Here is a 23,966-nt window from a genome sequence, read left to right as displayed (position 1 = left end):
GTCTCGTGAGGAAAGATCTGCGCTCCTCCGGGTGGCGTCCCCGGAGGAACTCTTATTCAGCGATTGACGGTTTTCGCGGGAACCGTCAACACGGCAAGCGAGCCAATGACCAAGGCAGCCGCCAGCAGATACATGCCGGCGCTGTTGGTGCCGGTGAAGTCTTTGAGATAACCGACCAGAAACGGCCCGAGAAACCCGGCGAGGTTGCCGACCGAATTGATCCAGGCGATGCCGGCCGCGGCACCCGTGCCGGCCAGAAAGGCCGTCGGAAGCGACCAGAAGAGCGGCGCGCAGCTGATCGCGCCGGCAGCCGCCAGCGACAGGCAGACAATCGAGACCGTCGTGCTCGTTGCCATCGTTGCCGCGACAAAACCGCCTGCGGCGATGAGAGCCGGGACGACGAGGTGCCAGCGGCGTTCGCGCAGCCTGTCGGCGGAGCGTCCGAGCGCCAGCATGGCGACGAATGTGCAGATATAGGGGATCGCGGAAATCAGGCCGATATTGAGGTTTCCGCTGACGCCCGACGCCTTGACGATGGTGGGCATCCAGAAATTCAGGCCATATTGCCCGAGCACGAAGCAGAAATAGATCAGGCACATCAGCCATACGCGACGGTCGGCCAAGGTTGCGCCGACGCTGTGCGGGCTTGCCGTCTTGACCCGGTTCTCCGCCTCGATATTGGCCGTCAGCACGCGCTTTTCCTCATCGTTCAGCCATTTCGCGCCCTCAATCGTATCATCAAGATAGAAAAACGTCGCGACGCCGAAAAGAAGGGCCGGAATGGCTTCGATCAGGAACATCCACTGCCAGCCGGAAAGGCCGTGCATGCCATGGAAACTGTCCATCAGGAGGCCTGAAAGCGGGTTGCCGAAAATCGCGGAAATCGGGATTGCGGACATGAAGGTGGTGATGATCCGGGCGCGGCGATGAGCCGGATACCACGCGGTCAGATAGAGAATGATGCCGGGGAAAAATCCGGCTTCGGCAACGCCCAGCAGGAAACGCAGGACATAAAAGACGGTTTCCGACGAAGTGAACATGAAGGCGGCGGAAATGATGCCCCAGGTGACCATGATGCGGGCGATCCACACGCGCGCGCCCACCTTGTTCATGATGATGTTGCTCGGCACTTCAAACAGAAAATAGCCGATGAAGAAAATGCCGGCGCCGACGCCGTAGGCGGCTTCCGAGAGGCCGAGCTCACTCGACATTTGCAGCTTGGCAAAGCCGACATTGACGCGGTCGAGATAGGCGACCACGTAGCACATCATCAAAAAGGGTACGATGCGCCAGAATACCTTGCCATAGGCCCGGTCTTCGGCGGCTTCAGCGGGATATTCGCCAGCGACCGGCGCCTGCGTTTGCAGCGTCATGATTTCCTCCTCCTGTTGTTGCCGCGGTCCCTTGTCGATCCTCTCGCGGCAAGCAGCGCCATTTTTGGCAGCGCTGCCATTTTCATTTAAATCATTTTGGCAGCGCTGCCAACGCTAAATTGGTAGCGCTGCCAAAAAAACCTTGCTTCTCGACGAGAGCGGTGAAAAATGGCGGCTGCATGGGGCATGGGCGGACAGGCCGAGCAACCGCCTCGAAAGCCGGGTTCAACGCAACGATGGAATTCAAACAGCAGGTGGCGGTAACTCTTGCCGAGGTCGCGGAAGCGGCCGGTGTTGGCGAGAGCACGGTGTCGCGCGTGCTGCGCAATCACGGCTCGTTTTCCGGCAAGACGCGGGAGCGGGTGATGGCTGCCGTCGAGCGGTTGGGCTATGTGCCGAACCGGATCGCCGGGACGCTGGCTTCCACCGGTTCGCGTCTCGTTGCCTTCGTCATTCCCTCGCTGTCCAACATCGTCTTTCCCGATGTGCTGCGCGGCGCCAGCGCCGTCCTGGAGGAAAACCGGTACCAGGCAGTGTTTTCCGTCACCGATTATGATCCGGGCAAGGAGGAGGCACTCGCTGCTGCGATGCTCGCCTGGCGGCCGGCGGCGGTCATGCTGGCGGGATACGAACATACCGAGGGGACAGTGAAGATGCTGCGCGCCAGCGGATGCCGGGTCGTGGAACTGCTCGATCTGGATGGAGACGCGCTCGATATCGCGGTCGGCTTCTCGAACCGCGCGGCCGGGCGGGAGAGCGCCATCTTCCTGTTCGAACGCGGCTACCGCCGGATCGGTTATGTCGGTCACGACCTCAATCGCGATACCCGGGCCGGCAAGCGGTTTTCAAGCTTTTGCGAGACGCTCGAGGCGCGTGGCGCCCCCCTCGTCACCCGCGAAATTGTCGCCAACGCTTCGTCCGTGGAAAACGGCAGGTTGGGGCTGCAGCGGCTGCTTGCCCGGGCGAGCGATCTCGACGCGGTCTATTTCTCCAACGACGATATGGCGCTCGGCGGTTATTTTCACTGTCTGGCCGAGGGGATCACCGTTCCCTCGACGCTCGCTATTTTCGGCTATAACGGCCTCGATATCGGCCGGGCAATGCCGCAGCCCCTGTCGACCATCCGGACGCCGCGCGTGGCAACGGGAAAGATAGCCGCACAACTGGTCGTCGCCAACGCGCCGCCCCAGACCGTCGATCTCGGTTTTGAACTGATCGAAGGGGCGACCGCTTAATATTGGAGGAAGTGTGATGTCCGACGCGCGCCAGCGTGAAGAAATCTGCCGATACGGCCGTTCGCTGTTCGAGCGCGGGCTGACGCCCGGTTCGTCGGGCAACATATCGTTGCGGCTCGATGACGGTGGCTGGCTGGTAACGCCGACCAACGCCTCGCTCGGTTTTCTCGATCCGGCCCGGATATCCAGGCTCGATGCCGGAGGCCGGCTCCTGTCCGGGGACAAGCCGACCAAGGAAATTCCGCTGCACACCGCGCTCTACGATACGCGCGGCAGCGCCCGCGCCATCGTCCATCTTCATTCTACCCACGCGGTGGCGCTGACCATGCTGCCGGAAATCGATCCGCGCGCCGTCCTGCCGCCGATGACGCCCTACTATCTGATGCGCGCCGGCGAAACCGCGCTGGTGCCGTATTATCGTCCAGGCGATCCTGATGTGGCCGACGCCATCCGCGGGCTGGCGGGCAAGTATTCGTCGGTGCTTCTGGCCAACCACGGACCTGTCGTTGCCGGCGACAGCCTGGAGGCGGCGGTCTTTGCGACCGAGGAACTGGAGGAAACGGCGAAGCTCTATCTGCTGTTGCGCAACCTCAATCCGCGTTTCCTCAGCCCGGCGCAGGTGGCCGATCTCGTCGATACGTTCGGCCTCGAGCTTCCATCACATCATCATCACGACGATGATTGACGCTGTCGCTTGGCTTCCAAGCGTTCGATCGCTGCATGTCCTCATCCCCGGAGCTGCGGCCCACGTCCGGGCGGCATGTATTAGTCGAGCGCCGAAAGCACCGACGACGTGATTGCGTCGGTTTTGTCCTTGCCGGGGACCGAGCCGATGCCGCGTGCCGTCGTTGCCTCGATTGCAGCCATCACCTTTCCGGCGGCCGCCGTTTCTCCCAGATGCTCCAGCATCATTGCGCCCGACCAGATGGCAGCGATCGGATTGGCGATGCCGAGATGGGCGATGTCAGGCGCGGAGCCGTGGACGGGTTCGAACATGGACGGCGCCGACCGATCGGGATTGATGTTGGCGGAGGCCGCAAAGCCGAGCCCGCCCTGGATGGCGGCGCCGAGGTCGGTCAGGATATCGCCGAACAGATTGGAAGCGACGACGACATCGAGGCTCTCCGGCGCCATGACCATCCGGGCGGCCATGGCGTCGATATGATAGCTGGTCACCTCGACATCCGGATAGTCCGCCGAAAGTCTCTGGGTGATCTCGTCCCAGAAAACCATCGAGTATTTCTGCGCGTTGGACTTGGTCACCGAGGCCAGCTTGCCGCGCCGCGCACGCGCCTGCTCGAAGCCGAAACGCAGGATGCGCTCGACCCCCTTGCGGGTGAAGATCGAGGTTTCCACAGCCACCTCGCTGTCGGTACCCTGATGGACGCGGCCGCCGGCGCCGGAATATTCGCCTTCGGTATTTTCACGAATACAGAGGATGTCGAAATTCGCCGACCGCAACGGTCCCTGGACGCCCGGCAGCAGCCGGTGCGGGCGAATGTTGGCATATTGCACGAAAGCCTTGCGGATCGGCAGCAAAAGTCCGTGCAGCGACAGGGAATCGGGCACTTTGCGTGGCCATCCGGCGGCGCCGAGCAGAATGGCATCGAAGGAACGCAGCGTTTCGATGCCATCGCCGGGCATCATGCTGCCATGCTCCAGATAGTAGTCGCAGGACCAGGGATAGCTTGATGTCGCGAGCGAAAATCCGTTTCCTGCCGCCACCTTTTCGAGCACTGCCGTGGCTGCTTCCGTCACGTCGCGGCCAATGCCGTCTCCTGGCAGAAGGGCGATCTTGTAGGTCTTCATGGCAGGTCCTCACAGGCTGATGAGCAGGCTCTCGCTAATGCGTTCGGGAGATAGGCTTTGCGGCCCAATCCTGTCGATACAGGTAGGGCGCGCTGAATTACTGTAGAGGCAGGCTCAGGCTTTATTTGCCGAAAGCGGCCGGGATTTGGTGGATCGTTGTTTTTGCGCGGGCATCGCCAGTCAATTGTATCGAGCGGTCCGGATTGAAATGCATCCCGGTGCCTCTCCGGCCATCGCGACCTGGGGAATCAATGAAGATAATTCCTCCCGCGTTTCGTGAAATTTCTTTGGCGGCTGCCGCGGAGCCTCAAGCTATGGCTGACTTTGATGCCCAGCGGATCGAGGGGCGCTGCGGTAGCTCCTGAACGCATTCCTCGGCATCTTGAAAATATATCGTAATACGATATATATGATATATGCCGATCGTAGAGGAGTAAGCTCCATGGAAAGATTGCAGCCCACATTGCACCACCCGACGTCATATCCTGCGGATGAGGCTTTTGAAAATCTCAGGCTAAGGGTTCATGCCTTGCTTAATAATCGAGAAGCAGGCCGTTGGGAGCTTTTGTGGGCGGAGTGGCTGTATGATGTGGCCCTGCTCACCAACGATTTTCGTCTTTGGATACAGCATCTCGACAGGGGCTTCGATACCGCCAAATAGGCTGCAGCCGCTGCCTGGAAAAGCCGGATGGCTCAGTTGATCGAACGCAAGCCGAGATAAGCCGCCAGGCTGAGGACCGAGAGAGCAATCGTCAGCTTGGGTCGCCCATCGTCAAACATGGCCGCTAGGAGCAGGCCGATCGTCAGGATGGCGGATTTCGCCCAAAGGTCCTGATCGGAGACGATGAATGCCAGTGTCGCCAGGAAGACGGCGCTTGCGACGATCGTCACGGGCGCAGACTTCTCGGCGAGATCGCCGCCCGGGAAATATGGCAGAAGAAAGCGCCGCATGCTCAAGCCAGAAGCGATGCTGAGAAGAAGACAGGTCAGGACAAGATGCAACATGGGGTTGGCGCCGATCGATCTGCAGATGGAATTGCTAAAGCAAACCTCGTGCCAGCCTCAAACGCCTGAAATGTCGTGCGCCAGAGGCAATGTCGCGGCCTGCTTGGCTATTTCCTCGGCGTTGCGATCCTTTTTTCGGCAACCGAAACGCATCGCGATATGGACGTAAAGCACAACAAAAGCTGGAGGTGATATGGCGATGAAGCAGCAGGAGCGTCTCCACGAGGGAGATTACGAGGCGTTGGCCAATTTGCGCTATCGCATCCGCCGCTTCCGGCAATTCAGCGCGAAGGAGGCGCAAAGGCTTGGCCTTACGCCGCAACAGCATCAGGCGCTGCTCGCGATAAAAGGGCAACCTGCTGGCAAGAAGATGAGCACGCGGATGCTGGCCGAGCGCCTTCTCATGGACCGAAACCTGGCCGATGGCCTCGTTCAGGAGCTCGTCGGCAAGGCCTATATCGAAACCGATCCCGCGGCAGCAGGTCCCGGCAAGCAATTCATTCGTCTTACCAACAAGGCAGAGGGTGTGCTTGACCGGCTGGCAAGTGCCCATCTGTTCGAGATCCGCAAGATGGCGCCTGAGCTGATGCAGGCGCTTCGTGTCCTGCAGGATCGCCAGAACATGCAGCGTATCGCGTGGATGCAGTGACAAGCGATTTTCGGTGCCGAACCGGCTTGAGCTGCGGCGATGATTTTTATATAGAGAATTATCCTTCTCCATAATTCCGGAAATGAGATTTTTTCTTGGATCTTTCGTCGATCGAAATCTTCCTCGCTGTCGCCAGCGACCGCAGCGTTACCAAAGCTGCCAAGGCCGTCGGGCGGGTGCCGTCGAATGTGACGACGCGCATCCAGCAGTTGGAGGAGGATCTCAACGTTTCCCTCTTCAGCCGCAACGGCAAGAAGATGACATTGACCCGGGAGGGTGAGACGTTTCTTGCCTATGCCGATCGGCTGATGGCACTTGCGCTCGAAGCGCGCCAGGCCGTGCGGCCTCTCGCCCCATCGGGAACATTGCGCGTCGGCACGATGGAAAGCACGGCGGCGAGCCGGTTGCCGGCAGCGCTGACGCAGTTCAACCGGATGTGGCCTGATGTGTCGCTTCATCTAACGATGGGCGCATCCCGCGATCTTGCCCGCGCCGTCGTGAGCGATGCGCTGGATTGCGCGCTGATCGCTCGCCCGCCGAAGGCGATGCGCGGGGAAGACGCGGATTTCGAGGCTGAGCTCAAGGCGCTGGAGATGGAACCGGTCTTTGTCGAAGAGCTGTTGATCGTGCTGCCGTCCGGGCATCCCGCGATCAAGTCGGCTGTCGACCTTCGCGTCGGTTCGATTGCCGCTTTGGAACCCGGCTGCACCTATCGCAGGATCGCCGAAAACTGGGCGCGCAAATCGAGCGTCCTGCCGACGAGCGAACTCGGCTCCTACCATGCGATCCTGGCGAGCGTTGCGACCGGCAAGGCCGCCGGTGTCATGCCGAGATCCGTTCTTGACCTCATGCCTTGGCCGACCTCTGTGCAGACCTACCAACTCGGGTTCGTCGAGACGCTGCTTGTCTCCCGCAAGAACGATCGCCCCAGCGCATTCAACGCATTCCACGAAGTCCTCAGCGCGACAAAAGGCAGAGATATCAGGCTGGCAACAAACTAGTCCTCACCTTCTCCTCAATCCGCCGGGTAATCCTCGCTCAAAATTGGTCTTGTCATGCAGTATCCCGTTTCCCCGAAGGTGGGGCCGAGCCGCTTCCGTCGCTTCCGTCTGTTTTCACCCATCTTGGCCGGCGCGACCTTGCGGGAGCGGTTGATCGCATGTCTCGGCGCTTTGGTGGCGATTGGCCTGACCGGCGTCATCAGCGGTTATCTTTTCGGGCAGGGACCGCATCTTCCTTTGATCGTTGCGCCGATGGGCGCTTCTGCGGTGCTTCTTTTCGCGGTGCCGGCCAGCCCGCTTGCGCAGCCGTGGTCGATCATCGGCGGCAATACCATTTCCGCCCTGATGGGGATTATCGCCGCCTATTTCATCCGTGATCCGATCATCGCGACCGGCGTCGGGGTGTCGCTGGCCATCGGCGCGATGTCTTTCACGCGATGCCTGCATCCGCCGGGAGGCGCGGCGGCGCTGACCGCCGTACTCGGCGGTCCTGTCGTCGCCGGCTGGGGATTTCTCTTTCCCTTCGTGCCCGTCGCCTTGAATTCCTGCATCCTCGTCGGCCTCGGCCTGCTGTTCCACAAGCTTTCCCGGCGAAACTATCCGCATGTCATTCCGAAACCTGCGGAAAACACTCATCGCACGATCGACCTGCCGTCCGCCGTGCGGGTTGGTTTTCGCGAAGAGGATGTCGACGCCGCCCTTGCCGCGCTCGATGAAACCTTCGATATCGATCGCGCTGATCTCGGCCGCCTGCTGCAGCAGGTCGAACTGCAGGCGGCGATCCGCTCAAACGGCAAGATCAGCTGTGCCGATATCATGTCGCGGGACGTGGTTGCTGTTGGCGAGGCTGCAGAACCGGATGCCGCACGGCACCTGCTTTTGAAGCACAATATCCGCACGCTGCCGGTAAAGGACCCGGAGGGCCGCCTCGTCGGCAGCGTCGGCTTGCGGGAATTGTCAACCAGCATCGATGCGATCGCAGGCGCGATTTCAAAACCGGCAGTGGCAAGACCTTCCGATCCGGCCCTGTCGCTGCTGCCCGTTCTGACGGACGGGCGCACCCATGCCGTCATTATCGTCGATGACGATTACCGGATCCTCGGCCTGATCTCGCAGACCGATCTCCTGAGTGCCGTGGCGCGGCTGCTGCCGAACGACAGCGCCCCGATCTCGGCGGTGGCGTAACCGATTGTCGAAGACATGTGAAGCAAAGCGGGTAATAGACCGGTGTTGATCGAACGTGATCCGAATGGGGATTTCATTCTGGAGTCATCCGAACTTGCGGAGCGCTTCGGACTGTCGCTAGCCGACCTCCGCCGTCACATGCGACCATGGCTCCGTCGTCAGCACCGTGGAAATAGGCACCGCTGAACACGCGGGGACCACGCGGGTGTCGCTCCGGCTCGGCAACAGGCTTTGGCGCGCCGTTCTGAACGGCGACAATGAAGTGCAGCAGGAACAGATGACCGTTTTCCGGGGGAAAACCTCCGGGCCGCCCCTGCGCTGACGCCATCCGTTATGCATGGCGGCTTGCTAAGGCTACCCTGCAGCTCACCATATTCCCGTTTGCGCGGTCGAGCCGAAGGAAAAGTCGTTCTTCTCTGGCCGTTGCCGACGGCGCCCGAGCCGTCCGCTCCGGCATTTTCCACCATCTGCGAGCAGACGTGGGCGGACGGACGATATCGGCGCCACGCGCCAATCCGGCCCCTCAGGGAACAGAAGATCGGCCCCTGCGTTCGAAATAATGAATGGCTGTTGCCCTCGAGTTGAAAGGGGCAAGCCGCACCGAGGTTTGAACCGGATTTCGGTGTTTTCTGCTCGTTGGTGATCGGGGCTCGATGAGCTCGGCCGCTTCCCGCATCTCTTGGAGTGAGTGAATGAAATGGAAGAAATCACCAGTCTAATCAGAGACCTCAGTATCGAGGAACGCGAGGAAATCTTCGTCGATATCGCGCGTATGCTGGAGTGTACTGCGCGTGAGGCGCTGGTCGAGGGCAACATGCATTTCGCAGCAATTTCCAACGACATGGCCGAAGCGATCCGTATCAATGCCGATGAACTCGCCCGCGATGATCCCGATAATGCCGAACTCGTCTTGCAGCAGGCAACGGCGATGATCTCGCAGTTCGATGCCGTCCACCCCTATCGCATGGTGAGCATGGCTGTTCATTGATGACAGGCCGGCGGTCCAGCCTCGATCGCTTTGGTCACACGCTACCCTCGCGGAACTCTCGCCGCCTGCGGAGGTTATTGAACCACAACAGCGAAAGGTGACCCATGGCGACTTCCAGATCCAACGTCCCGCCCGAGAGCGCTGCGGCGCGGCGCAACCCAGGTTCGGCGCTAGGCGGCGGTTGCGACACCGAAACCCCAAGCCTGAAGCTTGCGAAGGAATATCTCAGCCTTGGCGGTCGCCGCCGGTCCAAAATTGACGACAACATCACCGATGTGCGCCAATGGGAAGAGGACCCGCCGGAGGCCGAACGGTTCTGGAGGGAACGGGTGGAGACGCTTTCAAAGGACGAGCGTAAACAGGTGGAGGTTTTTCTCCCGACGATCAACACGCCCTGACTGGCTGCTTCAAATATGCCTGGAGGCGATCATGGCTATAGACAAGCACGAGCAGATACGTCGCCGCGCCTACGAAATCTGGGAGGCCGAAGGCCGCCCGGACGGCGCGGACCAGCGCCATTGGTTGCAAGCCTGCGACGAACTGGCCGGCGAGGACGAGCATGAGACGCTGCAGGACCTGCTCGATCAAGACGACAGGGATGATACCGCCCTGCTTCAAGGCGCCGGTGAGAGCGGCGATTTCGATCCGCCACCGGCAAAGCTCCGCCGGATGGCCGGGGTTCGCGTGCCTGATATCGAGATGACGACGGGCGAAAGGCGGCCGCAGGGGAAGATCAGGAAGACCGAAGGGCCGTGATCCCATGCAGCATCTCGACCACGCAATCCAAATCGCTCTCACAGCGCATGAAGGGCAGGAGGACAAAACCGGCCGGCCGTTCTTCGAGCACTGCCAGCGGGTTGCACTTCGTGTTTCCAGCGATGAGGCGCGGACGGTCGCCTATCTTCATGACGTCGTCGAGAAAGGAAGCGGGTGGACGCTCGACAGGTTGAGAGAGGAAGGTTTTCCACCGGCAATTATCCCCGCGGTGGATGCTTTGACACGGCGGCCGGACGAGCCGGACGATGACTTCGTCAGGCGTGCCGCATCAAACCCGCTGGCTCTGCCCGTCAAACAGGCTGACCTTGAAGACAATCTCCGGCAGGCCGAACAAGCCGGCAGGAAAACCGAAAAATACCGACGCGGCCTGACTCTCCTGCGCGACATTCGGAATGGGCAATAGAACGCCATTGGCTGCACCCGCTCTGCAGAGAGCGGCCGCAACGGCCTCCATCGCTCGCCAGCGAAAGCATTTTTGCCTATTTCATGTTTTATTGGCAAACCAGACGGTCGGAGTGCCGAGCACGCCTCCCTTCTGCATCGCCGCCTTCAGCTCTTCCAGCTTGCCGAAGGCCTGTGCCGCTTCCAGCGTGGCAAATTCGTGCGTAACGGTAATGTCGTTCGGATTGTCGGTGGCTCGGTAGACGGCTTCGGCCATTACGCCATTGGCCTTTTGCACCGAATGAAACGCATCATATATCTTGCGCCAGGTGGCATAGTCGGAGACTTCGTGCCTCACGAATAGCGTCGTCATGTCATCCTCCAGCGTTGCATTTCCAAATCTCGCCGAGATGTGTGTCAGGATTGAACCAGGAACATCAAGGTCTCGGGCAACACGCCGTCACTCGCCATGGCATCGGCGGCTGCCTTGGTCTGCATGAAAGCCATCAACTTTTCCATGTCTGCAACGTCCATGACCAAACCGACGTGGTTGGACATTTGAGGGTCTGTAAAGGTGCGAATATTCGTGACGCCAACGGGTTCCAATACCTGCTTGCGAACAGGTGAGGCGAGCCAGTGTTTCGTGTCTTTGACGTCGTGACAGATCATTATGGTAGGCATTGCGTCCTCCTCTCATGGTCTGAGAATGGATCCGGAGTATACCATGGTGTTGCATTGCATTTCATTTCAATAATATTGCATGGAATGAGGTGTTGATCTTATTTCTGAGGGTGCATGTATAATTATTGTAGGTAATTCGAAAATATTATGGCCTTCGGTCGCGCTTCTCCGCGGGTGACGATAGCCACAATCATCCCAGCCCGGCTGAAATCCGGGGAACGAGCGCCTCTACCGTGTCCTTCAATCCCGAGCTAAGGCTGGAGGGCGAAGGCCGTCACCCGCACGCCTTTCTTGCGAAAGAGCTGCTCCAGCTTGTCGAGATCGGGACGGGCTGGCGGGTTATCGAGCGCTGCTGCCCAATCCTCGTGGCTCGGTAGCGCTATCGCCGCGGTCACCAGCACGGTTGTTCCCGGGGCGATTTCGCCGCGCAGTTGCGGCAGTAGCGTTTTGGCGTGGACAAGGTTGGTGTTCGGGATGGGAGTCATCGCATGTCCGCCTCTCGGACGAAGCGATAAATCCATGATCGCGCTGATGTCGGTCTGTCCGTACCAGACGGCCCTGCCTTCCGCCTGTTCGGAGCGATCGGCATTGAAATCGGCGCGCTCGATCGCAAAGCCGCCCTCGATGGTTTTGAGCGCACGTGGCGTCGCGATGCGGTGGATGCGGATGTGCCAGGGATTTGCCGGAAGCAGCCAGGTTTCGATGGTGACGTCGTTCCAGGGGCGCCAGCGCGAGTAGAGCCGGTTGCCTGCGATCAGCGCCTCTTCCATGGTTTCGCGCATGCGGAAGTGCACGCCGTCGTCCGAGAGGCCGAGCATGCCGTCGAAGCTTGCAGCTGAAAAATTCCGGTCGTCGGCTTCGATGTTGAAGGCGTAGCGGGTGGAATAGACGAATTTCGAATATTTCTCGTTGGCGCCGCGCATCTTGTCGTGCTGCTGGCCGGAGGAAAGCACGACGACGTTTCCCGGCGTGTGCATGGCGACCATGCCGGCTTGCTCTAACGCCACCGGTTCGGGGAATTCCGGCTGCGGCGCCTCTTCGGCGGTCCAGAAGGGGTGGTCCTGGGCAAGGGCGAGCGGCAGGAAGAATTTTAGCGCCCAATAGGGCGAGCCGGGCGAATTGTAGCTTTCGCCCATCAAGAGGTTCGGATAGCCATAGCCGACGGAAAGAACGCCGTCGCGGTCCGCAATGGGCATCGCCGACCACCAGCGGATATGACGCATGTAATAGCCCTTGATCTCAGCCCAGGGCAGCGCTTCTTGCCCCGCAAAGGCGAGCGCGCCCCAGAAGCCGCCGGCCGCGAAGCGGTAGGCTTGGCTGCGGCCGAAGGCGAGGGCGGCGCCATCCGGGCCGAACCAGTGGCGGATATCCCCGGCAAAGGTCCGGGCGCGATCGCGGAAGCGCTCCTTGCGGGCTTCGTCGCCGCGTGCCAGCACCGTGTAGATCAGGCCGTAGAAATGCATGGCGAAGGGAATGTAGTGGTCGACCCGCCGTACCGGTCCGTCGCGATACCAGCCTTCGCCGATGTCGAAAGCTTCCAGCTCGTCGAGATAGGCGACGGTTTTGCCGTGGTCGAACGCTACGCCGACACGTTCCAGACCGAGATCGATGAGGACGCGGAAGAATTTCCAATTGTTGTCTATGAATTCCAATTCGCGCGCCGCAAGCAGATAGGCGGCAACCGTCTTCTTCTGATCGACGTCAAGCGGCTCCCAGATATGTTCGGGCACGAGCGCCAGCGCGAAGCCGACGGCGGCGAGTTCGACCAGCCGCTGGTTGCGGTCGGCGAGATCGCCCCAATATTCGGAATGAGCGGGATTGGTCCCGTTCGCGAGACCGCGCCGATAAAGATCCCAATGCGGAAAATGACCGCCGCCGGCAGCAAGGGGGACGATGCCCCAGAGCGGCCGGGCAAACCCTTCCAGGTCAGCCGCCGCCCGGTCGAAGATCGCGCCGGCTGCACCCAGGCGGACACGGGCGCCGCCTTCGGAAAAGTAAGGCAGGAGCGGCCCGAAGAGATCGTTGACGGCCTTTACGAGGTCGTCGCGGGTCTTCAGGGGATTGCCGAAAAGCGGGTTGGCCCTGGCGGGATCATAAATCATCGTCAGCTCGATACTTAAAAAGGGGATCGGCCGCGGGCCGGATGCTGACCCGCGGCCGTGAATATCGCGTGAGGCTTACTTGATGGCCTTCACGCCTTCGGTCATTTCCTTCAGCCCATCGTCGATGGAGGTGTTGTCGGTCATGATCGCGTCATGGGCGCGGTTGAGCACCACTTCGATCTTGGCGGCGTTCGGGTTGACCGCCATTTCCAGATAGGCCTTCGAGGGTATCAGTGCTTCCTTGCTGGCCGCGTCCTCGGGGAAGCCGGGCGTTGCCGCGATCTTGGCGCTGACGTCAGCGGTCTTGAGCGCGGGGAAGGTGCCAGTCGAGGCGATGACGGCTGCGCCCTCCGGACCGGTGACGAACTTGATGAAATCGAGGGCGGCTTCCTTGTGTTCGGAATTGGCGTTGACCGCGAGACCCGAAATCTGCGCTGCCGTCGTGCCGGCCGCAACGCCGTCCGGATGCGGGAACTTCACGATGCCCCAGTTCTTGCTCTTCGATTCACCCGACTTCACCTTGGCGATCTGGGTGCCGACGAACCAGGTTCCCATCGGCAGCATGCCGATCGTGCCGTTGAAGAAGAGCGCGGAATAATGAGTATTCGACGTCTTCAGGAAGGCGTAGGAGGGAATCGCGCCGTCTTTCTGCAGGGTGAGTGCCCGCTCGTACCAGGGCTTCAGGAAAGCATAATCGCCATCGACCAGCGTGTGTTTTCCGTCGAGGATGCCGGGCAGCTGGACGGTGGAGCGCCAGGTGTGCAGCAACGCGCCATAGGTCTTGTTGGTGCCCATGCCGCCGGCAAGCTTCTCGGCGGTCGCGTCGAACTGCGCCCAGGTCATGTCATTCGTGGGATAGGGCACGCCGGCCTTATCGAAAATGTCCTTGTTGTAATAGACGACCCAGAAGTCGGAGCGGAACGGTATCGAATAGATCTTGCCGTCGATGGTCAGTTCTTCGATCAGGCCGCCATAGGGCGCCGGATCGATCTTCTGGTCCTTCACGAAACCGCTGAGATCGGCGATGTTGCCGGCGCGGACCAGGTTGGTGTAGCCCGGCACGTCCTTGACGGTGACGATGTCGATGTCCTTGGAGCCGCCGGTCAGCTGCGTCGAGATCATCTGCTGATAGTCCTGCGAGCCGAGATCCATCGGCTCGAACTTCACGTTGGGGTGCTTGGCCTGATAGGCCTCGATCAGCGGCTTGTAATAGGCTGTTTTGTCCCAGTCCCACAAAGCCCATTTGAGCGTCACGGCGTCTTCGGCAAGTGCGGCACCTGCCGTCGTTGCGGCCAGGGTGAAGCCCGCCACGGCGAGTTTCATCGTTCTCCCGAATTTCTCCAAATACATTCCTGTTCTCCTTCCCTGGATCGTCTCTGGATCAGTTGTTTTGTGAAGCGTTTGGTGCATGCGGTTTACGGTGTGGAGGCAAGTCCAGAACCATCACCGCCGCCCGATGGACGCCGAATGCGACGGCGAACATTCCGAGTGAAAAATTGAAGGTTGCCGGCATGAACACGGAAACCGGATAGAAGAGGATATGCGTGAGCCACAGGGCGGCATTGAAGGCGAGTGCGGCAAGCGCCGGAAGCGGACGGAGGAGGGAGGCGAGCGCAGCGAGGCGCAGCAGCCGCAGAGCCGACAGATCGCGCATCACCATCAGCACGATGAGATGGCAGGCGGCGACGGCAAGGAAGGCAGTCGCGACGAGGGCGATCGCAAGCGGTGCGGTCAGAATCAGATTATCACGCGCACCGGCGGCATAGGTAATGATCGCGTGGACGCCGATTGCAAGCCCGCCCGCCATCGCTAAGCCCCAGGCTGTGGCGCGCAGGAAGTATCGCCGGAATGCTTCCGTGAAGTCCCTGAGCAGATAGGTGTTGCGGTCTTCGACCAAGGCGACCGAGACGCGGGCCATGGCGACGAGGGCTGCCGGCAGCGTCACCACGAGGAGCGAGGCCAGCAGGAACAGGATGTTCAGCTTGACCATCTCCCACCATTCGCGGGCGAGGATGTCGGCGAAGAGTGCAAGGCCTGTCTTTGCAGGCGCATCCTTCGGAATGCCCGGTCCCTCCTTCGTCCACATATCCCGCAACCACTGCATGGCTGTCTCCTGCAGGCGCCTCAGTAAAGGATCGAGCGTTCCGTTTCCTTGTCGAACAGCTGCGCATTGCTCATGTCGGCGACGAGCGTCGCCTCTTCGCCGATGCCAGGCCGGAAGCGAGGCGAGACGCGGGCGATGAGATTGCGTCCGTCCGCCACCATGTTCAGGTGCACTTCGGAGCCCATGGGTTCTGCGAGCTCCACCACGGCCTTGAGTGGCGCGAGATTCTCAGCCGGAATATCGGCCGGCGGCAGTTCGTGGAAATTCTCCGGACGGATGCCGAGCACCACGTCGCGACCCTCATAGGGTGCGATCCTGCTCCTGTCGAAATTGGCAGGCAGCGGCAGTTCCCGTCCGTCGAAAACCGCGACGTAACCTTCGCCCCGGCGAAGGATGGTCGAGGGCAGCATGTTCATCTGCGGCGCGCCGATGAAGCCGGCGACGAACATGTTGACGGGGCGGTCGTAGAGGTTCTGCGGCGTGTCGACCTGCTGGATGTGCCCGTCCTTCATGACGACGATGCGGTCCGCCATGGTCATGGCCTCCACCTGGTCGTGGGTGACATAGATGAAGGTGGCGTCGAGGCGCTTGTGCAGCTTGGTGATTTCGCTCCGCATCGTACCGCGCAGTTTGGCGTCGAGATTAGAAAGCGGCTCGTCGAGAAGGAAGACGGCGGGATTGCGCACCATGGCGCGGCCGAGCGCCACGCGCTGGCGCTGCCCGCCCGAAAGCGCCTTCGGCTTGCGGTTCAGCAGATGGGTGATGTCGAGGATCTTCGCGGCGTCCTGGACCTGCTTGTCGATGAAATCGCGCGATACCTTCCGGAGCTGCAGGCCGAAGGCCATGTTCTTGTAGACGGTCATATGCGGGTAGAGCGCATAGTTCTGGAAGACCATGGCGATATCCCGGTCCTTGGAGGGCACGTCATTCATCACGTCGCCGCCGATCCGGAGTTCGCCGCCGGAAATTTCCTCGAGGCCGGCGATCATCCTCAGCGTCGTCGATTTGCCGCAGCCGGAAGGGCCGACCAGGATGATGAATTCCTTATCGGCGATTTCGAGATCGATATCGTGGACGACGGTGAGCGCACCGTAGGATTTGTTCAGCTCTTTAAGCGAAATGCTGGCCATCGGATTCTCCTGACGTCACCAATAGGAAGACCAGCGGCGCGAAAGGCGCGTCAAAGCTTCCATGTAATAATAATCTCCCCAGGAGACGCATTCATCGACGCCCTCGCCGCGGCAGGTGTTGAAGGGCGACTTTTTCGAATAGGTGGCATGCAGCACCAGGCCGTTGGAGACGGTGGCATCCTTGACCGCATAGTGATCGGCAAGGCTCTTCACCATGCGCCGCGCCAGCATGCGGTAGCGCTCGGCGGTGTCGGCGTCGACGAGATCGGCCATCTCAAGCAGGCCGCAGGCGGTGATCGAGGCCGAAGAGCTGTCGCGCGGCTCGCCGTCGCCATCGGAAAAGACGAGATCCCAATAGGGCACCATGTCGGCCGGCAGCCGGTTGAGATAGAAGGCGAGCAGCCGGTCGAAGGTTTGTCGATATTCACTGATCCGCTCATAGCGGTAGGAGATCGCCATGCCCGCGATGCCCCAGGCCTGCCCGCGCGCCCAGGCGCTGTCGTCCCGGTAGCCCTGTTTGGTGGCGCCGCGCACCGGCGCGCCGGTGACCGGGTCCATGTAGAAGGTGTGATAGGTGGAATCGTCGGGCCGCACCGAATGGGCGAGCGTGGTGCGGGCATGAATGAGTGCGATCTCGCGATATTTCGGATCGCCGGTCTCGCGGCTTGCCCAATAGAGGAGCGGCAGGTTCAACAGGCAGTCGATGATGTAGCGGTATTCCTCCGCCTTGCCCTTGTGGCCCCAGGCCTGGATGAACTGGCCGATCGGCTGAAAGCGCTCGATCAGCTGGTCGGCAGCGAGGATCGCCGCCTTGCGGCCGTCTTCGTCTCCGACGAGCTTCCAGGCTGCGATGCAGGAGGGCGAATAGAGAAAGCCCATGTCGTGGTGATCGGTCTCGATGCGGTTGACGATCCGATGCAGGAAGGATTGGACCTGGATCTGTGCTGCATCCCGGAAAGCCGCGTCACCGCTGTGCTCGAAGGCGAGCCACAGTTCGCCGGGCCAGAAGCCGGCGGTCCATTGGTCGTTTGCCACGGCGGCATAAAAGTTGCCCACACTTGAATGGTTCTGCGCAGCGTGAGTGAATTCGGGAAGATTGCGCCTGACCTGCTCGACGGCGATATCGAGCGCGGCCTTCACTTCCTCATCGGTGATCGGCTGCGGGGCAACTGTTGAAACGGCGTTCATGGCTTAACCCTTCAGTCCCGTCGAGGCGATGCCTTCGACGAAGAAGCGCTGGAGAGAGAGGAAGACGACGAGAACTGGAATGAGGGCGACGACGGAGGCGGCCATGATCAGCCCGTATTCGGCCGAATATTGCGAGATGAACATGCGCAAACCAATCTGGACGGTCTTCAGTTCGGTCTTGGTGAGATAGATCATCGGCCCGAGGAAATCGTTCCAGGTGGTGACGAAAGTGAAGATCGTCAGCGTCGAGAGCGCGGGCTTGGAGAGCGGCAGTATGATGCGCGCCCAGATCTGGTACTCGTTCATGCCGTCGATGCGGGCCGCCTCGCAGAGCTCGGTCGGGATCGACATATAGAACTGGCGCATCAGGAAGACGCCGAAGGCGGTGAAAGCCTGCAGGCAGATCAGCGCCAGATGCGTGTTGTTGAGGCCGAACTCGCGCATCAGCAGGAATTGCGGCACCATATAGACCTGCCAGGGCATGGCGATGGTGGCGATATAGCCGAGGAACAGCGTGTTCTTGTAGGGGAAATTCAGCTTGGCGAAGGCGTAGGCGGCAAAGCTCGATGTCAGGAGCTGCAGCAGCGTGACGATGATCGTCAGCTTCGAGGTGTTGTAGATGAAAAGGGCGAGCGGGATCTTCGTCCAGATATCCACATAGTTCTGCCATTGCGGCTCAGACGGTATCCACTCGATCGGGAAGGCGAAGACGTCGCGGCTAAGCTTCAGGGAGGCCGAGAGCATCCAGGCGAAGGGCATCAGCATGACCAGCGTCACCGTGATGACGATTACATAGAGAAGGACCGTCTTGAGGGTGATCTTGCGTCCGGCGATCCTCATGCCTCGTCCTCCCGCTGGCGCCGGAACTGGAAGACCGTGACGGCGAGCACGAGGAAAAACAGCACCAGCGACACCATGCTGGAATAGCCGAGATCCCAGGAGATGAAGGCCTCGTTGTAGATGTGATAGACGAGGACGAGCGTCGAAGTGCCGGGGCCGCCCTGGGTGATCATGAAGATCTGATCGAACACCTTGAAGGACTGGATCGTCAGCATGACGGTGACGAAGAAGGTCGTCGGCCCGAGCTGCGGTACGGTGACGTGGATGAATTTCTGCCAGGAATTGGCGCCGTCGAGATCGGCGGCCTCATAAAGCTCGGCATTGATGCCCTGCAGCCCGGCCAGATAGATGACCATGTAATAGCCCATGTTCTTCCAGATGCCGAAGAGGATCACGGTGACCATCGCCCAATGGCGATCGGCTGCCCATCCGGGCATGTTCTGCGGATCGAGGCCGAGCGTGTAGAGGATCATGTTCACCGGTCCCATCTCGGGATTGAAGATCATGTTCCAGACGACGGCGACGGCGACCAGCGAGGCGACATAGGGGAAAAACATTGCTGTGCGGAAGAAATTCCGCCCGGCGATTTTCTGGTTGAGGAGGACGGCGAGACCGAGCGCGCAGAGCAGCGTCGCCGGAACCGAGGCGACCGTATAGATGACTGTATTCCAGAAGGCGGCGATGAAGGCCTTGTCCTCGAAGAGCCGCCAGAAATTGTCGAGGCCAGCGAATGTGATCGCATTCGAGCCGTCCCAATGCATGAAGGCGAGCGCGAAGGCGAAGAGGATCGGGCCGAGCGTGAAGACGGCGAAACCGAGGAAATTCGGCGCGATGAAGGAATAGGCAACGAGCGCATTGCGTATCTTGCGCTGGCGCCTGGACAGGACGGCGACCTTCCGGCGGGGCGTTGTCGGAACGCCATCCGTTGCGATGGCCGAATTCGATATGGACACCGATGTTTCCTCCTGGGCGGACATTCTGCAGCTGACGGCTCGCGGGGATTTCCGAATCCTCGATCCGGAACATCCGGGCGGCCGAATGCCGCCAGTTCTTCCTCCTGCCGTCGACATAGCACATATCCGGCATTGGTCAAACAAGTTATAAATAGATCCTACAAATTTTATGGCGATCGCTAGAAACATATGATAGGTGAGCGGGGAGACCGGTTGCGCGTCGAGGTTTTTCGAGTGCGGGGAGGGATATGTTCAGCGAGATTTCAGGAGAGTTGCCGGACAGTTTGGGCGATTTCCCTCCCGGGGCGATTGCTGCGGATCGCGCCATATGGAACGCCGTGCCGCAGACGTTGCGGGATGCCGTCCTTCGCGATGCCGAAACCACGCTTGCGCGTAGCTGGCCTCTCATCACGGCCTCCGATTACCGGCAGTATACGGAGACGGGCAACCGCTGGCGCTTCGAGGAGCTTTATTTCACGCGGCGGCGGATGCTCAACGATCTGGTGCTGGGCGAACTCGTCGAAGGGACCAGGCGGTTCCTGCCTGGCATCGTCGACGGCATCTTCCTGATAACGGAGGAGAGCGGCTGGCAGCTTCCGGCGCATAATGCCTATCAACGCGGTGGCCCGCGTCTGCCGTTGCCTGACAACTCCCAGCCGGTCGTCGATCTCTTCGCCGCTGAAACGGCGGCCCTGCTTGCAACGATCGTCGCCTTGCTGGGCGATGAGCTCGACGGCATCAGCCCGGAGATTGCCGCGCGTGTGAAACGCGAGATCGAAATCCGCATCCTGACGCCCTATCTCGGCCGGCATTTCTGGTGGATGGGCCGCGGCGACGAGCGGATGAACAATTGGACGGCCTGGATCAGCCAGAACGTCCTGCTGACCGCCTTCTCGCTGAAGACAGATCAACCGACGCGCCGCGCCGTCGTCGAAAAGGCGCTCGGCAGTCTCGATGCATTCCTGAAGGATTATGCCGAGGACGGCGCCTGCGAGGAGGGCGTGCTCTATTACCGCCATGCCGCACTCTGCCTTCACGGGGCGCTGACCGTTCTCGATAGCGCAGCACCCGGCCTGTTCGACAGGATCTGGCGGCAGCCGAAGATCCGCAACATGGCCGAATATATCGCCAACATGCATGTGGCCGGCCGTTATTATTTCAACTTCGCGGATTCTTCCGCCGTCGTCGAACCCTGCAGTGCGCGGGAATATCTGTTCGGAAAGGCTGTTGGTTCCGAGATGCTGGCGGATTTCGCCGCAGCCGACAGGGCCACGGCGGATAATCCGCACCTGCCCGGGGAATGGAACCTCTGGTATCGCGTGCAGGAATTGCTGGCGGGAACGCTGCCCGCAGCCGAGCCGCGTCCGGAACCTCCGCGCGATATCTTCTATCCCGGCATCGGCCTGTTCGTCGCCCGCGACGGAGAGTTTTCCCTCGCGGTCAAGGGCGGCAACAATGGCGAAGGCCATAATCACAACGATGTCGGCAGCGTCACGCTCCACAAGAACGGACGCCCGTTCCTGATCGATGTCGGCGTCGAGACCTATACCGCCAAGACCTTCTCGCCGCGCCGCTACGAAATATGGACGATGCAATCGGCTTACCACAACCTGCCGAGTTTCGAAGGCGTGATGCAGTCCGCCGGCGAAGCTTTCGGCGCGCGCGACGTCGAGGTCGAGTTCGGCGATGATCGTGCGCGCATATCGCTCGACATATCAGGCGCTTATCCCCCGGACGCGGAACTGCGCAGCTATCGGCGCACCGTTTCCCTGATGCGGGGCCGCCATGTCGAGATCGTCGACACTTATGACGGAGACAAACCGGCCGTCCTGTCTCTGATGACGTGCCTCGCGCCGGCCGTCACCCCGGAGAAAATCGAACTTTCCGATCTCGGCAGCATCTTCGTCGAGGGCGCCGGCGCGATCGAGATCGACGAGATCGAGGTGGATGATCTCAGGCTGAGATCGGCCTGGCCGGAAAAACTCTTCCGTCTGCGCGTGCCGCTTACCGGCAAGCGCCTGAGACTGCGGATCGTCTGAGGAGGGTAAGCATGGAATTGACGCTGAAGATCGTGGATGCCGATGGGTTCGTGCTGGCAAGCTCGACAGGGCAGGACGAGGCGTTTCTGGTCTATCGTCTGAGCTATAGCGGGGGCGACTGCCTCATCGTCGAGACCTCGGAGCCGGGACATGTCTTCCTCGCGCTGGACAGCGCGGTTCATCCCGCCCTGGTCTACATCAGGGAAGGCGCCTATTCGCTTGCCGTACCCTTCGGCGACAAGCGCAAATCCTATTCGCCCAACGCCTTCAAGGGCGATATCCACCGGCTTTCAGCAAGACGTGCGCGGCCGGACGAGGTCGCTCAAAGGCGAAATCTCGCCCTGAACCCTTGGGACGATCACGCCAACCGCACGCTGTTTCCGCATGCGCATGCCAATGTGGAGACCCGCTGCGAGGCCGCCTTCGCCGCGCGCAATGCCATCGACGGTGAAAAGGCCAACGACAATCATGGCTTCTGGCCCTATACGAGCTGGGGTATCAACCGCGATCCTCAAGCTGCGCTAACGGTGGAATTCGGCCGGCCGATCCGGATCGATGAGATCGTCTTATATCTGCGGGCGGATTTCCCGCATGATTCCTGGTGGGAAAAGGCAAGCGTCACCTTCTCGAATGGCAGGAGTTTCTCATTCCCGCTGCTGAAATCGGGTGCCGCGCAGAGCTTTGCGATAGAGCCGTGCATCATCGAATGGGTGCAACTGCACGGGCTTGTAAAAGCCGAGGACAGTTCGCCCTTTCCGGCGCTGACGCAGATCGAAATCTGGGGGACGGAAGCGGCTGCCGCTGTGGCCGTCGCCGTCGAAGACGAGGCCGGGCACGCCTCCCTTCCCCTTCCTTTATGAACCGACGGCCGGCTTGGGCCGCGCCGCGCTCGGCGGGCTGTCATGCAGGCGGTTCCAGGCGCGGCGCAACTGCCGAGCCGAGCCGAAGCCGGCGCGCATCGCCACGGCCTCCATATCCAGCCTCGAGCCGGCGAGCATCTCGCGGGCGAAGGCCACGCGCATGCGGTTGACGAAATCCGTGACGCTCATGCCGGTATGTTCGTTGAAGAGCCGCGAGAGGTTTCGCGAACTGGCGCCGCTGAGGCGCGCGAGCGAGGCGACTGACCAGTCGCGGGAGGGATCGGCGGCGACGGCGTCCTGGGCGCGATGAATGGCCGGGTGGATATGGTTGCGGCCTTCGAGCCAGGGCGAAAGCTGAGGGTCCGCGCCGCCGCGCCTGAGATAGACGACGAGATAGCGCGCCACCGCAAGCGCACAGGCATGTCCCGCCGCTTCGGCGACGATGTGCAGCATGAGGTCGATGCCGGCGGTGATGCCGGCGCTCGTCAGGCGCTCTCCATCCTCGACATAGAGCCGGTTGTCCCGGATGCGCGCGGTGGGCGCAAGCCGCGCCAGATCTTCCATGCAGCCGTGATGCGTTGTGCATTCGCGGCCGTCGAGCATTCCGGCCTCGGCGGCGAGCAAAGCGCCCGAGCAGATCGAGGCCAGCCGAACCCCCGGACGAACGGCCCGCTTCAGCCAAGCGACAATGGCAGCCTGGGCGGCGCGCTCCTCTCCGTCCCACGGACGATTGTTCTCCATCGGCGCGTCGGCGCTGCCGGCGATGACGACAAGCGCCTGATCGGGCAATCGCTCCGGCAAGGCGGCGACCCCGGTCACGGCAAGGCCGACCGAGCTGCCGACCGTTGCCGACGGACCGATGTAGGTGACACTGAAGCGCACCGCCGTCTGTTCGAGGTTCGCCTTGCGCAGCACTTCGATCGGGCCGGCGACATCGAGCAGCAGCACGCGCGGCGGCACGACGACGTAGACGGGAATAGCGAAGGGCTGCGCTGTATCAGTCATGCCGCGAGTTGCTCTCCGCGCCCCGCCAGCGCCTGTTCGACCGTGGCGATCCGGGCGAAACGTCCAGACAGGACCAGTTCCGTGCGGCCCCGGATTTCTCCGGCGCTCCAGGTGCGCCCTGCCGCGTCGGTCATCGGGAAGGTCAGGGTCGCTTCGCCGGCATAGTCGACCTGATAGCCAAGATCCGAGGCGTGGCGGGTCGTTGTCTCGCAGCACTGCTCAGTGCGGATGCCGGAGACGATGATGCGACGAACGCCATTCTCGGTCAGCCACACGTCGAGCCCTGAGCCGACGAGCGCGCTGTGGCGGCTCTTCTTGAAGATGGCTTCGGGTGCGATCCTGAGCGGCGCGAGCGTTCTGACGAAGCCCGAGGCCTCCGAAAACGGCCCGCTTCCATCGACATGGAAGATCTGGATGACGGGTATCCCGCCGGCCTCGGCGCCGTCGATCAGTGCCTGCTGGCGTTCGATATAGGCGGAGGCGAGACCTTCATCCCAATAGTCGCGCTGCCGGAAAGACTCCTGGGCGTCTATGACGAGAAGAATGGTTTCATGGTCGGACATTTTTTGCTCCATGCGGTTGATCATGAAGCCATATTCGGCGACTTCACGACAGAGGAAAATGCACGCGTCGGACAAATAGCGGACAATTCGCGCCAGTG

The 23,966-nt window shown here is 61.1% G+C and carries 26 protein-coding genes and 1 pseudogene; 13 read left to right on the top strand and 14 right to left on the bottom strand.

Going from position 1 to position 23,966, the window contains the following annotated elements; translation table 11 throughout:
• Positions 1-56: 56 nt before the first annotated feature.
• A complete protein-coding gene (locus RHEC894_RS31085) occupies positions 57-1,373 on the bottom strand; it encodes an MFS transporter (RefSeq protein ID WP_085740466.1) in 1,317 nt (438 codons plus the stop codon).
• 236 nt (positions 1,374-1,609) lie between these two features.
• On the opposite strand from RHEC894_RS31085, the gene RHEC894_RS31080 reads away from it, so the two are divergent.
• Complete coding sequence (locus RHEC894_RS31080) at positions 1,610-2,608, top strand: LacI family DNA-binding transcriptional regulator (protein WP_085740465.1); 999 nt, start codon at positions 1,610-1,612, stop codon at positions 2,606-2,608.
• A gap of 16 nt (positions 2,609-2,624) precedes the next feature.
• Complete coding sequence (locus tag RHEC894_RS31075; RefSeq protein WP_085740464.1) at positions 2,625-3,293, top strand: aldolase; 669 nt, start codon at positions 2,625-2,627, stop codon at positions 3,291-3,293.
• Between the two features lie 80 nt (positions 3,294-3,373).
• Here the strand turns inward: RHEC894_RS31075 and RHEC894_RS31070 are convergent, their stop codons facing one another.
• Positions 3,374-4,417 carry a tartrate dehydrogenase gene (locus RHEC894_RS31070; RefSeq protein WP_085740463.1) on the bottom strand — a complete coding sequence of 348 codons (1,044 nt, stop codon included), beginning with the start codon at positions 4,415-4,417 and terminating at the stop codon, positions 3,374-3,376.
• Between the two features lie 442 nt (positions 4,418-4,859).
• On the opposite strand from RHEC894_RS31070, the gene RHEC894_RS31065 reads away from it, so the two are divergent.
• Positions 4,860-5,078 (top strand): hypothetical protein, encoded by a 219-nt coding sequence (locus RHEC894_RS31065; RefSeq protein WP_085740462.1) that lies wholly within the window; start codon positions 4,860-4,862, stop codon positions 5,076-5,078.
• A 32-nt stretch (positions 5,079-5,110) separates the two neighbouring features.
• On the opposite strand, the gene RHEC894_RS31060 is transcribed toward RHEC894_RS31065, so the two are convergent.
• Positions 5,111-5,422: a hypothetical protein gene (locus RHEC894_RS31060; protein WP_085740461.1), complete on the bottom strand. Its 312-nt coding sequence runs from the start codon at positions 5,420-5,422 to the stop codon at positions 5,111-5,113.
• A gap of 193 nt (positions 5,423-5,615) precedes the next feature.
• On the opposite strand from RHEC894_RS31060, the gene RHEC894_RS31055 reads away from it, so the two are divergent.
• The 8 genes and pseudogenes from RHEC894_RS31055 (at position 5,616) to RHEC894_RS31020 (ending at position 10,425) form a co-directional block, all read left to right on the top strand.
• A complete protein-coding gene (locus RHEC894_RS31055; RefSeq protein WP_348630169.1) occupies positions 5,616-6,071 on the top strand; it encodes a helix-turn-helix domain-containing protein in 456 nt (151 codons plus the stop codon).
• 95 nt (positions 6,072-6,166) lie between these two features.
• The gene (locus RHEC894_RS31050; RefSeq protein WP_010068594.1) at positions 6,167-7,072 is read left to right on the top strand and encodes a LysR family transcriptional regulator; all 906 of its coding nucleotides are present in this window, start codon (positions 6,167-6,169) and stop codon (positions 7,070-7,072) included.
• Between the two features lie 54 nt (positions 7,073-7,126).
• The gene (locus RHEC894_RS31045; RefSeq protein WP_085740460.1) at positions 7,127-8,257 is read left to right on the top strand and encodes an HPP family protein; all 1,131 of its coding nucleotides are present in this window, start codon (positions 7,127-7,129) and stop codon (positions 8,255-8,257) included.
• 42 nt (positions 8,258-8,299) lie between these two features.
• Positions 8,300-8,579: pseudogene (locus RHEC894_RS33700) on the top strand (DUF6522 family protein).
• A gap of 375 nt (positions 8,580-8,954) precedes the next feature.
• Positions 8,955-9,245 (top strand): hypothetical protein, encoded by a 291-nt coding sequence (locus RHEC894_RS31035; protein ID WP_085740459.1) that lies wholly within the window; start codon positions 8,955-8,957, stop codon positions 9,243-9,245.
• A gap of 104 nt (positions 9,246-9,349) precedes the next feature.
• A complete protein-coding gene (locus tag RHEC894_RS31030) occupies positions 9,350-9,643 on the top strand; it encodes a hypothetical protein (RefSeq protein ID WP_085740458.1) in 294 nt (97 codons plus the stop codon).
• A 31-nt stretch (positions 9,644-9,674) separates the two neighbouring features.
• A complete protein-coding gene (locus tag RHEC894_RS31025; RefSeq protein ID WP_085740457.1) occupies positions 9,675-10,001 on the top strand; it encodes a DUF2934 domain-containing protein in 327 nt (108 codons plus the stop codon).
• A gap of 4 nt (positions 10,002-10,005) precedes the next feature.
• On the top strand, positions 10,006-10,425 hold the full coding sequence (locus RHEC894_RS31020) for an HD domain-containing protein (protein ID WP_085740456.1): 420 nt from the start codon (positions 10,006-10,008) through the stop codon (positions 10,423-10,425).
• An 81-nt stretch (positions 10,426-10,506) separates the two neighbouring features.
• On the opposite strand, the gene RHEC894_RS31015 is transcribed toward RHEC894_RS31020, so the two are convergent.
• The 9 genes from RHEC894_RS31015 to RHEC894_RS30975 form a co-directional block, all read right to left on the bottom strand.
• Positions 10,507-10,776 (bottom strand): antibiotic biosynthesis monooxygenase, encoded by a 270-nt coding sequence (locus RHEC894_RS31015; RefSeq protein WP_010068165.1) that lies wholly within the window; start codon positions 10,774-10,776, stop codon positions 10,507-10,509.
• Between the two features lie 44 nt (positions 10,777-10,820).
• Entirely contained in the window at positions 10,821-11,084 is a 264-nt protein-coding gene (locus RHEC894_RS31010) for a hypothetical protein (RefSeq protein ID WP_010068164.1), read from the bottom strand.
• A gap of 251 nt (positions 11,085-11,335) precedes the next feature.
• Positions 11,336-13,186, bottom strand: a complete 1,851-nt coding sequence (locus tag RHEC894_RS31005; protein ID WP_085740455.1) for a DUF2264 domain-containing protein — start codon at positions 13,184-13,186, stop codon at positions 11,336-11,338.
• Positions 13,187-13,261: 75 nt separating this feature from the next.
• Positions 13,262-14,536: a sugar ABC transporter substrate-binding protein gene (locus tag RHEC894_RS31000; protein ID WP_085740454.1), complete on the bottom strand. Its 1,275-nt coding sequence runs from the start codon at positions 14,534-14,536 to the stop codon at positions 13,262-13,264.
• A gap of 31 nt (positions 14,537-14,567) precedes the next feature.
• Positions 14,568-15,290 carry a YesL family protein gene (locus tag RHEC894_RS30995; RefSeq protein ID WP_085740453.1) on the bottom strand — a complete coding sequence of 241 codons (723 nt, stop codon included), beginning with the start codon at positions 15,288-15,290 and terminating at the stop codon, positions 14,568-14,570.
• A 20-nt stretch (positions 15,291-15,310) separates the two neighbouring features.
• Positions 15,311-16,420 (bottom strand): ABC transporter ATP-binding protein, encoded by a 1,110-nt coding sequence (locus RHEC894_RS30990; RefSeq protein WP_085740452.1) that lies wholly within the window; start codon positions 16,418-16,420, stop codon positions 15,311-15,313.
• Positions 16,421-16,435: 15 nt separating this feature from the next.
• Positions 16,436-17,608 carry a glycoside hydrolase family 88 protein gene (locus RHEC894_RS30985; RefSeq protein WP_085740451.1) on the bottom strand — a complete coding sequence of 391 codons (1,173 nt, stop codon included), beginning with the start codon at positions 17,606-17,608 and terminating at the stop codon, positions 16,436-16,438.
• 3 nt (positions 17,609-17,611) lie between these two features.
• A complete protein-coding gene (locus tag RHEC894_RS30980; protein WP_085740450.1) occupies positions 17,612-18,448 on the bottom strand; it encodes a carbohydrate ABC transporter permease in 837 nt (278 codons plus the stop codon).
• Positions 18,445-19,425, bottom strand: coding sequence for a sugar ABC transporter permease (locus RHEC894_RS30975; protein WP_245339586.1), 981 nt, complete (start codon positions 19,423-19,425; stop codon positions 18,445-18,447). The genes RHEC894_RS30980 and RHEC894_RS30975 overlap by 4 nt, the downstream gene beginning before the upstream one ends.
• A gap of 224 nt (positions 19,426-19,649) precedes the next feature.
• On the opposite strand from RHEC894_RS30975, the gene RHEC894_RS30970 reads away from it, so the two are divergent.
• Both RHEC894_RS30970 and RHEC894_RS30965 read left to right on the top strand, forming a co-directional pair.
• Positions 19,650-21,440: a heparinase II/III family protein gene (locus RHEC894_RS30970; RefSeq protein ID WP_085740449.1), complete on the top strand. Its 1,791-nt coding sequence runs from the start codon at positions 19,650-19,652 to the stop codon at positions 21,438-21,440.
• Between the two features lie 11 nt (positions 21,441-21,451).
• Positions 21,452-22,300, top strand: a complete 849-nt coding sequence (locus RHEC894_RS30965) for a carbohydrate-binding protein (RefSeq protein WP_085740448.1) — start codon at positions 21,452-21,454, stop codon at positions 22,298-22,300.
• Here RHEC894_RS30965 and RHEC894_RS30960 read toward each other — a convergent pair.
• Both RHEC894_RS30960 and RHEC894_RS30955 read right to left on the bottom strand, forming a co-directional pair.
• Positions 22,295-23,305 (bottom strand): helix-turn-helix domain-containing protein, encoded by a 1,011-nt coding sequence (locus tag RHEC894_RS30960; protein ID WP_085740447.1) that lies wholly within the window; start codon positions 23,303-23,305, stop codon positions 22,295-22,297. The genes RHEC894_RS30965 and RHEC894_RS30960 overlap by 6 nt on opposite strands.
• On the bottom strand, positions 23,302-23,880 hold the full coding sequence (locus tag RHEC894_RS30955; protein WP_206427951.1) for an isochorismatase family protein: 579 nt from the start codon (positions 23,878-23,880) through the stop codon (positions 23,302-23,304). Before RHEC894_RS30955 ends, RHEC894_RS30960 begins: the two co-directional genes overlap by 4 nt.
• Positions 23,881-23,966: the final 86 nt, after the last annotated feature.

Origin of the sequence: Rhizobium sp. CIAT894, from assembly GCF_000172795.2 — a bacterium.
In the GTDB taxonomy this organism is placed as follows: Bacteria; Pseudomonadota; Alphaproteobacteria; order Rhizobiales; family Rhizobiaceae; genus Rhizobium.
This window is presented reverse-complemented; position numbering and strand designations above follow the sequence as displayed.

What these genes read in the sequence shown, in the direction of transcription:
- RHEC894_RS30975 (WP_245339586.1), bottom strand. Translation starts at nt 19,425, where the DNA reads ATGTCCGCCCAGGAGGAAACATCGGTGTCCATATCGAATTCGGCCATC.
- RHEC894_RS30970 (WP_085740449.1), top strand. Translation starts at nt 19,650, where the DNA reads ATGTTCAGCGAGATTTCAGGAGAGTTGCCGGACAGTTTGGGCGATTTC.
- RHEC894_RS31035 (WP_085740459.1), top strand. Translation starts at nt 8,955, where the DNA reads ATGGAAGAAATCACCAGTCTAATCAGAGACCTCAGTATCGAGGAACGC.
- RHEC894_RS31000 (WP_085740454.1), bottom strand. Translation starts at nt 14,536, where the DNA reads ATGTATTTGGAGAAATTCGGGAGAACGATGAAACTCGCCGTGGCGGGC.
- RHEC894_RS31060 (WP_085740461.1), bottom strand. Translation starts at nt 5,422, where the DNA reads ATGTTGCATCTTGTCCTGACCTGTCTTCTTCTCAGCATCGCTTCTGGC.
- RHEC894_RS31030 (WP_085740458.1), top strand. Translation starts at nt 9,350, where the DNA reads ATGGCGACTTCCAGATCCAACGTCCCGCCCGAGAGCGCTGCGGCGCGG.
- RHEC894_RS30955 (WP_206427951.1), bottom strand. Translation starts at nt 23,880, where the DNA reads ATGGAGCAAAAAATGTCCGACCATGAAACCATTCTTCTCGTCATAGAC.
- RHEC894_RS30980 (WP_085740450.1), bottom strand. Translation starts at nt 18,448, where the DNA reads ATGAGGATCGCCGGACGCAAGATCACCCTCAAGACGGTCCTTCTCTAT.
- RHEC894_RS31010 (WP_010068164.1), bottom strand. Translation starts at nt 11,084, where the DNA reads ATGCCTACCATAATGATCTGTCACGACGTCAAAGACACGAAACACTGG.
- RHEC894_RS31070 (WP_085740463.1), bottom strand. Translation starts at nt 4,417, where the DNA reads ATGAAGACCTACAAGATCGCCCTTCTGCCAGGAGACGGCATTGGCCGC.
- RHEC894_RS30965 (WP_085740448.1), top strand. Translation starts at nt 21,452, where the DNA reads ATGGAATTGACGCTGAAGATCGTGGATGCCGATGGGTTCGTGCTGGCA.
- RHEC894_RS30985 (WP_085740451.1), bottom strand. Translation starts at nt 17,608, where the DNA reads ATGAACGCCGTTTCAACAGTTGCCCCGCAGCCGATCACCGATGAGGAA.
- RHEC894_RS31055 (WP_348630169.1), top strand. Translation starts at nt 5,616, where the DNA reads ATGGCGATGAAGCAGCAGGAGCGTCTCCACGAGGGAGATTACGAGGCG.
- RHEC894_RS31005 (WP_085740455.1), bottom strand. Translation starts at nt 13,186, where the DNA reads ATGATTTATGATCCCGCCAGGGCCAACCCGCTTTTCGGCAATCCCCTG.
- RHEC894_RS30995 (WP_085740453.1), bottom strand. Translation starts at nt 15,290, where the DNA reads ATGCAGTGGTTGCGGGATATGTGGACGAAGGAGGGACCGGGCATTCCG.
- RHEC894_RS31065 (WP_085740462.1), top strand. Translation starts at nt 4,860, where the DNA reads ATGGAAAGATTGCAGCCCACATTGCACCACCCGACGTCATATCCTGCG.
- RHEC894_RS31025 (WP_085740457.1), top strand. Translation starts at nt 9,675, where the DNA reads ATGGCTATAGACAAGCACGAGCAGATACGTCGCCGCGCCTACGAAATC.
- RHEC894_RS31075 (WP_085740464.1), top strand. Translation starts at nt 2,625, where the DNA reads ATGTCCGACGCGCGCCAGCGTGAAGAAATCTGCCGATACGGCCGTTCG.
- RHEC894_RS30990 (WP_085740452.1), bottom strand. Translation starts at nt 16,420, where the DNA reads ATGGCCAGCATTTCGCTTAAAGAGCTGAACAAATCCTACGGTGCGCTC.
- RHEC894_RS30960 (WP_085740447.1), bottom strand. Translation starts at nt 23,305, where the DNA reads ATGACTGATACAGCGCAGCCCTTCGCTATTCCCGTCTACGTCGTCGTG.
- RHEC894_RS31020 (WP_085740456.1), top strand. Translation starts at nt 10,006, where the DNA reads ATGCAGCATCTCGACCACGCAATCCAAATCGCTCTCACAGCGCATGAA.
- RHEC894_RS31085 (WP_085740466.1), bottom strand. Translation starts at nt 1,373, where the DNA reads ATGACGCTGCAAACGCAGGCGCCGGTCGCTGGCGAATATCCCGCTGAA.
- RHEC894_RS31015 (WP_010068165.1), bottom strand. Translation starts at nt 10,776, where the DNA reads ATGACGACGCTATTCGTGAGGCACGAAGTCTCCGACTATGCCACCTGG.
- RHEC894_RS31045 (WP_085740460.1), top strand. Translation starts at nt 7,127, where the DNA reads ATGCAGTATCCCGTTTCCCCGAAGGTGGGGCCGAGCCGCTTCCGTCGC.
- RHEC894_RS31080 (WP_085740465.1), top strand. Translation starts at nt 1,610, where the DNA reads ATGGAATTCAAACAGCAGGTGGCGGTAACTCTTGCCGAGGTCGCGGAA.